This is a genomic window from Paenibacillus sp. Y280 (assembly GCF_056786335.1).
Genome location: NZ_JBXCIW010000016.1, coordinates 105,981 through 113,101, shown reverse-complemented (window position 1 = coordinate 113,101; position 7,121 = coordinate 105,981). Strand labels below are relative to the sequence as shown.

Genomic DNA, 7,121 nt, shown 5'->3' with positions numbered 1-7,121 from the left:
GTTTTTGCAGAAAAATATGATTTATACCAACATTTCTCCCTCACCTCTAAGGTGTCAAAGTTGTAAATCTAAGAATGAGTGAGAAAACAGGAGAAAACATTACTTTATAGTGGGAGGTTAACCATATGCTAAAACATCTTCTCAAACGATTGTTATACTCGCTTATGGGACGCAAGCGCCACGGCCAAAGGCATTACAGCAGCAGTGATTACCATAACGGGTACCGTCCTTACAATCGTCCTCACCGCGGGCACGGTTACTATAAGAAGAAGTACAGCAGCTATTCCAGCTAATACATGCAGGAAATGTCGAAAATGTTAGAAAAGTGTCAACAAAATAAACAAAATTCTGACGACAGTTTCATAAGAGGCTAAAAGGTTTACGTTAGAATAGGGGGAAATTGATCGGAGGTGTTATAGGAAATGATGAAAATCGTGACCTTCAAAAGTCGTTCCGTCCCTGTCTACTATCCTAACGAACAATCCGCATTCATAGATCTTCTTAATCATAAATTGTATGAACTGGAATTGGATTTTGATTTCCGCAAAAAATGGAGAAGAATTAAATCCGTAGAAATGGTACGTGATGTGGCTATTTTCCAATATAACGACGGCACAAAGCTTTATCTTGAAGTATGCTGATTATTGATAGATAAAAAGACCTGATGGCGCATCCCCTATTGTGCCCAAACAGGTCTTTTATATTTTTAAAGAACGGGCACTGCAATAATCGCCGGGCATGCCTAATTTTCAAAGGTGTAGTCGGCACGGCGAATCATGGAAAGGTCAAGCACATCAGGCTCCTGCGGCTTGCCGAGAAGAAATCCCTGTACGTAGTTGCAGCCCCATTCACTCAGCAGTTCGTATTGCTCCTTGTATTCGACGCCCTCGGCGATAACCTCGAGCCCCAGCCTATGAGCAAGCTTAATGATGCCTTCGACGATAATTTGTTCCGCACTATTGCGATCAATCTGTTTGATAAATGACTTGTCGATCTTCAAAGTTTGCACTGGCAACTGCTCTAAATTCGCGAGAGAAGAGGAGCCGACGCCAAAATCATCAAGCACAATGCGCACGCCTGCGGCACGAAGCCAGCTAAGGTTGGACAAGGCTGTATCGGTGGAGTTAATCATCGTATTTTCGGTAATTTCGAGCTCAAAATAGGTCGGGTCAAGCCCATAATCTTGGCATGCATGAAGCATCGTCTGCGAAAATGCTGAATTCTGCAGCTGCAGTGGCGAGATATTAATGGACATAATCAAGCTATTCATACCGTATTCACTCATACTCGCGAGCATTCTGCACGCTTCTCGCAGCACCCATTCTCCGATAGGAACGATCAGGCCGCTATGCTCGGCTATTGGTATAAATTCCGTTGGCGTAATAACGCCCAGCTCCGGGTGCCGCCACCTAATCAGCGCTTCGAATCCTCTTAGCCTGCCATCGTTCATGCGATAGATAGGCTGGTAGCTGAGATGGAATTGCTGCAAAGATAAAGCCGGTCTCAGTGCCGCTTCGATATCGATGCGACGATTAAGATGGATAGTACCCTCCGTATTATAAAACCGAGCTTGGTTGCCGCCCTGCTCCTTGGATTGGTATAAGGCCAACTCCGCTCGGCTTATCAGCTGCTCGCTTGTACGGCCATCCTGTGGAAACAACGCTGCCCCGATGCTCGTGGTCAAATACAGCTCAGTCCCATCGACATCTATAGGACGCTCGATTACATTTTTGATCTCTTCCACCGCTTGCTGGCTTTGCCCATCATCATGCTCGATTGGCATCGTTACCAAAAATCGATTTCCTCCAACCCTGCTCACAGTCTTAGATACCATTCTTGCTTCTGCCAGCCGCTTCCCCATTATGCAAAGGACTTCATTGCCAAACTCTGTTCCCATTGTTTCATTCACACGATAAAACCGATCCAAATCGACCAACGCCACTACCATACGCTTACCCGCCGCACGTACGACATTGACGGCAACTTCAAGCTGTGCAAAAGCTTCGTTGCGACCAGGCAAACCGGTCAACGCATCCATTTTGTTCAACCACCGTCCCAATACTATAATTAAATATTCTGTCATATAAACATTAGGAAAATTTAGGGGATTTATTTAGGAGAATGTTAGATAATTTAATACCTGCCTTAACATCCCTCATTGTGTGGCTAGAGAAAAAATACCACTCCGCAGCAGCGAAATGGCACTTAGGTGAAATATAAGCTGAAGCTCAGCTGCGTTTAGCTTTGGCTAATGCTGCTTGTAAGCTCGGCCGTATACTTATAGCCAAATCCCCAAACCGTCCGGATCAGCCTTGGCTCCTTCGGGTTTTGTTCGATCTTCTTGCGGAGATTGACGATATGAACGTCGATGGCACGGTCCGTCACAAAGGAGTCAAAGCCGCGAATCATATTTATAAGTTCTTCCCTGCTGAACACCTTGCCTGGGTAAGCTAGAAATAGCTTCATCAGCTCGTATTCCGAGAAGGTCGTTTCAACGAGTTGACCACGAACAAGCAATAGGCGTCTTTCAAAATCAAGCTGGATCGGCTCACGATCATCTATCGCTTCTAGTGCTGCAGCAGCCTGCTGCTTCGTTTCAGCCTGCATCGTATTCGAACGTCGAATCAATGCTTCTACCCGAGCCGTCATCTCGTGCATGCTAAATGGCTTGCACATGTAGTCATCCGCTCCAGCCTTCAAAGCCTGGACCCTCTCAGACACTTCACTCTTCAAGGATAGAATCATAATCGGCACGTTAGAGTGCTTTCTTATGCGTGTACAAACCTCCATACCGTCCAAATCGGGCAGAATTAAATCAAGAAGCACCAAGTCAGGAACAAACTCTGACGTGAGCTTCAACCCTTCGTCCGCTCTGTAGGCTTGCATGACGGAATAGCCTTCTTCTGATAAATACATAGACAGCATATCACTCATCATGACGTCATCTTCAATAACTAAAACTTTATACATTGTCGTCACCCTTTTTGAGGATAGAAGATTTCTGTCAAATATTTAACGTATCTCTACTATACAATACCGATAATAAAGGAACAACAACTTGTTAGAAAATTGTTAGTGTTTATTGTCGAATACTTCTTTGGCATATCGAAGCCCGTCCATTAGCTGCTTCAGCTTCTCTTCCACCTGGTCAATAGCGGCATGTAGGCTTTCTGTCTCAAGCTGCTGCTGCTTAACGATGCGCTCCGCCTCGCATACCGCTTCCAACAATTCAAAAGCAGACAAATATCCGGCTGCTCCCTTCAGGGTGTGCGCCATTCGTTTGACTACGGTTAGCTCAGATTGCTTGACCGCGATACGCAGCTTATCGGCATAGGAATCGTAATCGAGCATAAATTGCTCCATCATATGCAGCAGTATCGGCAGCTTCCCATTTACTCTCGCCAGAGCGCCAGCCACATCCATTCCGGCTATGTCCGGCAAAGCGCTGCCCGTTGCAGCGTCTAATTCAGGGGAACGATTTGCCTTTGCAAGCGGCTCTTGCTTGGCCTCTGACTTCGCTATTTGCTCACTGCCCTGCTTCAGCCAATAAGTGATAACCGTATGCAGCCGCTCGGATGAGATCGGCTTTGTCACCACATCATTCATGCCAAGCTTTAAATACCGCTCGTGATCATTGCGAAGCACATTTGCCGTTACTGCGATAATGGGAATATCATCATATATCGGTTGGGTGCGAATTAGTCGAACCGCCTCTGAGCCATCCATGATCGGCATATGAATATCCATCAATATGAGATCCCAGCTTTCTTCTGCTAGCTTTTGAAGAACCTCCTCGCCGGTCTCCGCTAAGCCCAACTCGTAACCCTGCTCCTTCAATATTTCAATCGCGACCAGCTGATTGATCTTATTGTCCTCCGCTAGCAGAATGCGCGTATTCACACCGTTCTCCCGCATCTCCACAACGGGAGGCGCACTTTCCTGTTCGCTTGCGCTTATGCCCTTCTGCTCAAGGACGCTTTCGATCGCACGCAGCATGCCCCTTCGCATGATCGGCTTGATAAGCAGCATGACCGGCCTTTGCTCTGCTGGCAGCTGCATCATCTCATCACGACCGTAAGAGGTCGTCATCGCAATCGTCTTGACGCCTGCCGCCTCCGCGTCGCAGTGGAACTCAAGCCAGGTTTCCGCGCCGTACATATCGGGCATTTCCATATCCAGCACAATGAGCTTCGGCAATGCACCCTCTCCGATGCGGCGAAGGCGATCCCGTGCCATCTTCCACGAATGGAACGGCAGAGGCGTTAAGCCTATAGACTCGATTATCTCACTCCAATGCTCTCGCATCTCGTCGTCATCCTCAACGATCCATACAAGCTGCTCCTTCAAATCCTGCCGAACCAGGCTGATCTGCTCCTTGTACTTGTGAAGGACGGTGAAGGGAAGGGTGAAGAAAAACCGACTGCCTACATAAGCCTCGCTTGAAACCTCCAGCCTGCCTCCCATCAATTCAACCAACGATTTTGAAATGACCAGTCCAAGACCCGTGCCGCCAAACTTCCGGGTCGTTGACCCATCCGCCTGCGTAAAGGGTTTAAATAGCCTATCCACCTGTCCTGCGCTCATCCCAATGCCCGTATCCGAGATGATGAAGCGTATGCTCACGACGTTATCCGACTCCTCCACAAGCTCCAGCTGCAGCTTCACGCGTCCTCGGTTCGTAAATTTGATGGCATTCATGCACAGGTTGAGAAGAACCTGCTCAAGCCGCAGCGCATCCCCAATAACCGTCTGGGGCATATGCTCAGGCATATCGACAATAAATTCGAATTGCTCCTTGCCCCCCATAAAAATGCTTAACTGGTCGGTTATGCGGTGCATGAGCTCATCCGGCTGGAACGGCAATCGTTCAATATCAACCTTGCCTGCCTCAATTTTGGAGAAGTCCAAAATATCATTGATAATGCGCAGAAGCGTCTCAGAGGATGTATTCATCTTATCCATATAATCCTTCTGCGACGCGGAAAGCCCTGTCTTGCGCATTAACTGCGCCAAACCAATAATCCCGTTAAGCGGGGTCCGAATCTCATGGCTCATCAGTGCAAGGAACCTGCTTTTTGCCTGATTCGCCTCCTCCGCCTCCAGCGTTGCGCGCACAAGCTCCTCCTGCACGATCTTCTGCTCGGAAATATCACGGGCGATGCATGAGAAAAACAGCTCTCCCGTATCTTCATTCTGATGAGCGACGACGACCATCGACACATGAAGCGGCTCGCCGCTGCTCTTCAGCAGCTGTGCTCCGCTTTCCCAGTACCCGAATTCTTTGGCTAAAATAGCTCCATTCACAAGCTCCGCATACATATCCGGCTGGGAATGCTGTTTGACAGTATATTCGCCATCTACAACGCTTTGCAAGCCTAACATCTCCCTGCCGGCGCGGTTCATGTAAACGACCTTGCCGTCGGAGTTGACTGAGGCGATCAAATCCTTCGCTGATTCCACAATGTCGAGCAAGCGATTGCGTGTTTTCTCCATCTGTTTGCGATCTGAAATATCCAGAACCATGCCGACGACTCCCGAGAAACGCCCATTGCGGTCACGCAGGCCATTCGAGCTAAGCAACGTTGGAATTCGCGTACCGTCTTTATGTATAAAGGTCCATTCCCGCTCATAGGAGAAGCTCTGTTTGCGAAGCTCCTTAAATAGATCAATGCCAGGCTTAACCTCTCTGCCAAGCTCTAATGAGAGCTTCTCGGCTTCCAAGCGAACCTCGTCCAAATCCATGAACAATAGCGGCGTAGCAATCCCGGCCAGCTCCTCGCTTTTATAGCCAAGCATCTCCTCAGCCGTTTTGTTCAAATAGGAAACCTTATATTGATCGTCAAGAACGATGAAGGCATACTGGTTCTGGTTGATAATAGCCTCAAGCCGGTCGAACATCTCTTGCAGATGCTCCATCATGCCGTTGACGGAATGGCCGAGCTGGCCAATCTCATCATGCGGCTCAATCTCAAGATGCTCGGCCTCGAATCTCCCGGCAGCAGCCTGCTCCGTAACGCCTAGAATGCGCTCCAATCGCTTCACAATACGCTCGAAATAGAGATAGAAAAAGATAACAATAATGATCTCCGAAACGGCGATTGTCGTAAAAATACGCCAAAAGATCGGCTTCATCTTCTCTTGCAGCTTCGACATCGGCTCTTGCAGCGCAAAGCGCCACGGTGTATCGCTTACCTTTGTGTGGAAGACGGCATATTCCTTGCCTTCAATACTTAACTCTGTCATCCCCTCTTGCGTTTCCAGCACCTTGTTTACAATCGGATAAAGCGGGGATTGCTTATCGAACAAGCTTGGACGCAGCTGAGCGCCTTGATCCGAGTGGTATAGAATGCCTCCTCGATCATTAAACAAACGTATAATCGAGTTCTCGTCTGCAAACGCAAGGAATGGCCGCAAGGTTGAGAATACGAAAGAAGCATACACAACCCCTTTGATTTCATTCATGACCCCATATACGGGTACAACGATAAGCGATTGCCTCATTTCGGAAAACGATGGCGTTATAGGATCTGTAATGACCACCTGACCTTTGATAGCCTCTTGGAAGAAGGACTCGCCGCTCATATCCTGCCTTCCTCCATCGCTATGCAAGCCGAGTCCATTCTCATCAATAAACCCGATCGCTTGATAAATGAAGCCGCCGCGGATGAGCTCACGCCCAAAATAATTAAGCCGCTCTTCATCCGTACCGAATCGCACGACTTCCGTGCGGCTCATCACGACAACCTCTGCCTTGCGAATGGCCATCCATGACGCCAATACATTTGCGCGGTTGCTTAGCCGGCTGCTAGTCTTCTCAATCTCCGATTGAAGCATCGCTTCCTTCACGGCGGAATAGTTGCCCACCCCGGCAATCAACAGCGGGATAAAAGAAATGAGAACAATCAAAAACAACCCTTTAGTTCGTAACGACACTTTTTTCAAGCAAGCTTTCTCCTCCCGCTGCTCCTTAACTTAGCCGAAACTGTCGAACTTTGACACTATTATACCTCTTTAACGACCGCTTGGAGAATAAAAAAACGCTAGAGCCAGCATTCCGCATGACTGCGGTCTGCTGCTCTAGCGTTTAACTTATTTGATCTTCAATCATTTTGCTAGAAGTG

General features: G+C 48.1%; 5 protein-coding genes. 2 read left to right on the top strand and 3 right to left on the bottom strand.

All coding sequences use genetic code 11. The features are described 5' to 3' along the window. Positions 1-125: 125 nt before the first annotated feature. Together AC1TPC_RS19550 and AC1TPC_RS19545 are read left to right on the top strand one after the other, a co-directional pair. Positions 126-293, top strand: coding sequence for a hypothetical protein (locus AC1TPC_RS19550; protein WP_482068472.1), 168 nt, complete (start codon positions 126-128; stop codon positions 291-293). 129 nt (positions 294-422) lie between these two features. Next, positions 423-641: a hypothetical protein gene (locus AC1TPC_RS19545; protein WP_482068471.1), complete on the top strand. Its 219-nt coding sequence runs from the start codon at positions 423-425 to the stop codon at positions 639-641. A 101-nt stretch (positions 642-742) separates the two neighbouring features. On the opposite strand, the gene AC1TPC_RS19540 is transcribed toward AC1TPC_RS19545, so the two are convergent. The 3 genes from AC1TPC_RS19540 to AC1TPC_RS19530 form a co-directional block, all read right to left on the bottom strand. Next, entirely contained in the window at positions 743-2,038 is a 1,296-nt protein-coding gene (locus AC1TPC_RS19540) for a putative bifunctional diguanylate cyclase/phosphodiesterase (RefSeq protein ID WP_482068470.1), read from the bottom strand. Between the two features lie 200 nt (positions 2,039-2,238). Further along, positions 2,239-2,970 (bottom strand): response regulator transcription factor, encoded by a 732-nt coding sequence (locus AC1TPC_RS19535; RefSeq protein ID WP_482068469.1) that lies wholly within the window; start codon positions 2,968-2,970, stop codon positions 2,239-2,241. A gap of 102 nt (positions 2,971-3,072) precedes the next feature. Next, entirely contained in the window at positions 3,073-6,933 is a 3,861-nt protein-coding gene (locus AC1TPC_RS19530; protein ID WP_482068477.1) for a response regulator, read from the bottom strand. Positions 6,934-7,121: the final 188 nt, after the last annotated feature.

Coding starts and splice junctions, on each gene's coding strand:
- AC1TPC_RS19550 (WP_482068472.1), top strand. CDS start 126: ATGCTAAAACATCTTCTCAAACGATTGTTATACTCGCTTATGGGACGC.
- AC1TPC_RS19540 (WP_482068470.1), bottom strand. CDS start 2,038: ATGGATGCGTTGACCGGTTTGCCTGGTCGCAACGAAGCTTTTGCACAG.
- AC1TPC_RS19535 (WP_482068469.1), bottom strand. CDS start 2,970: ATGTATAAAGTTTTAGTTATTGAAGATGACGTCATGATGAGTGATATG.
- AC1TPC_RS19545 (WP_482068471.1), top strand. CDS start 423: ATGATGAAAATCGTGACCTTCAAAAGTCGTTCCGTCCCTGTCTACTAT.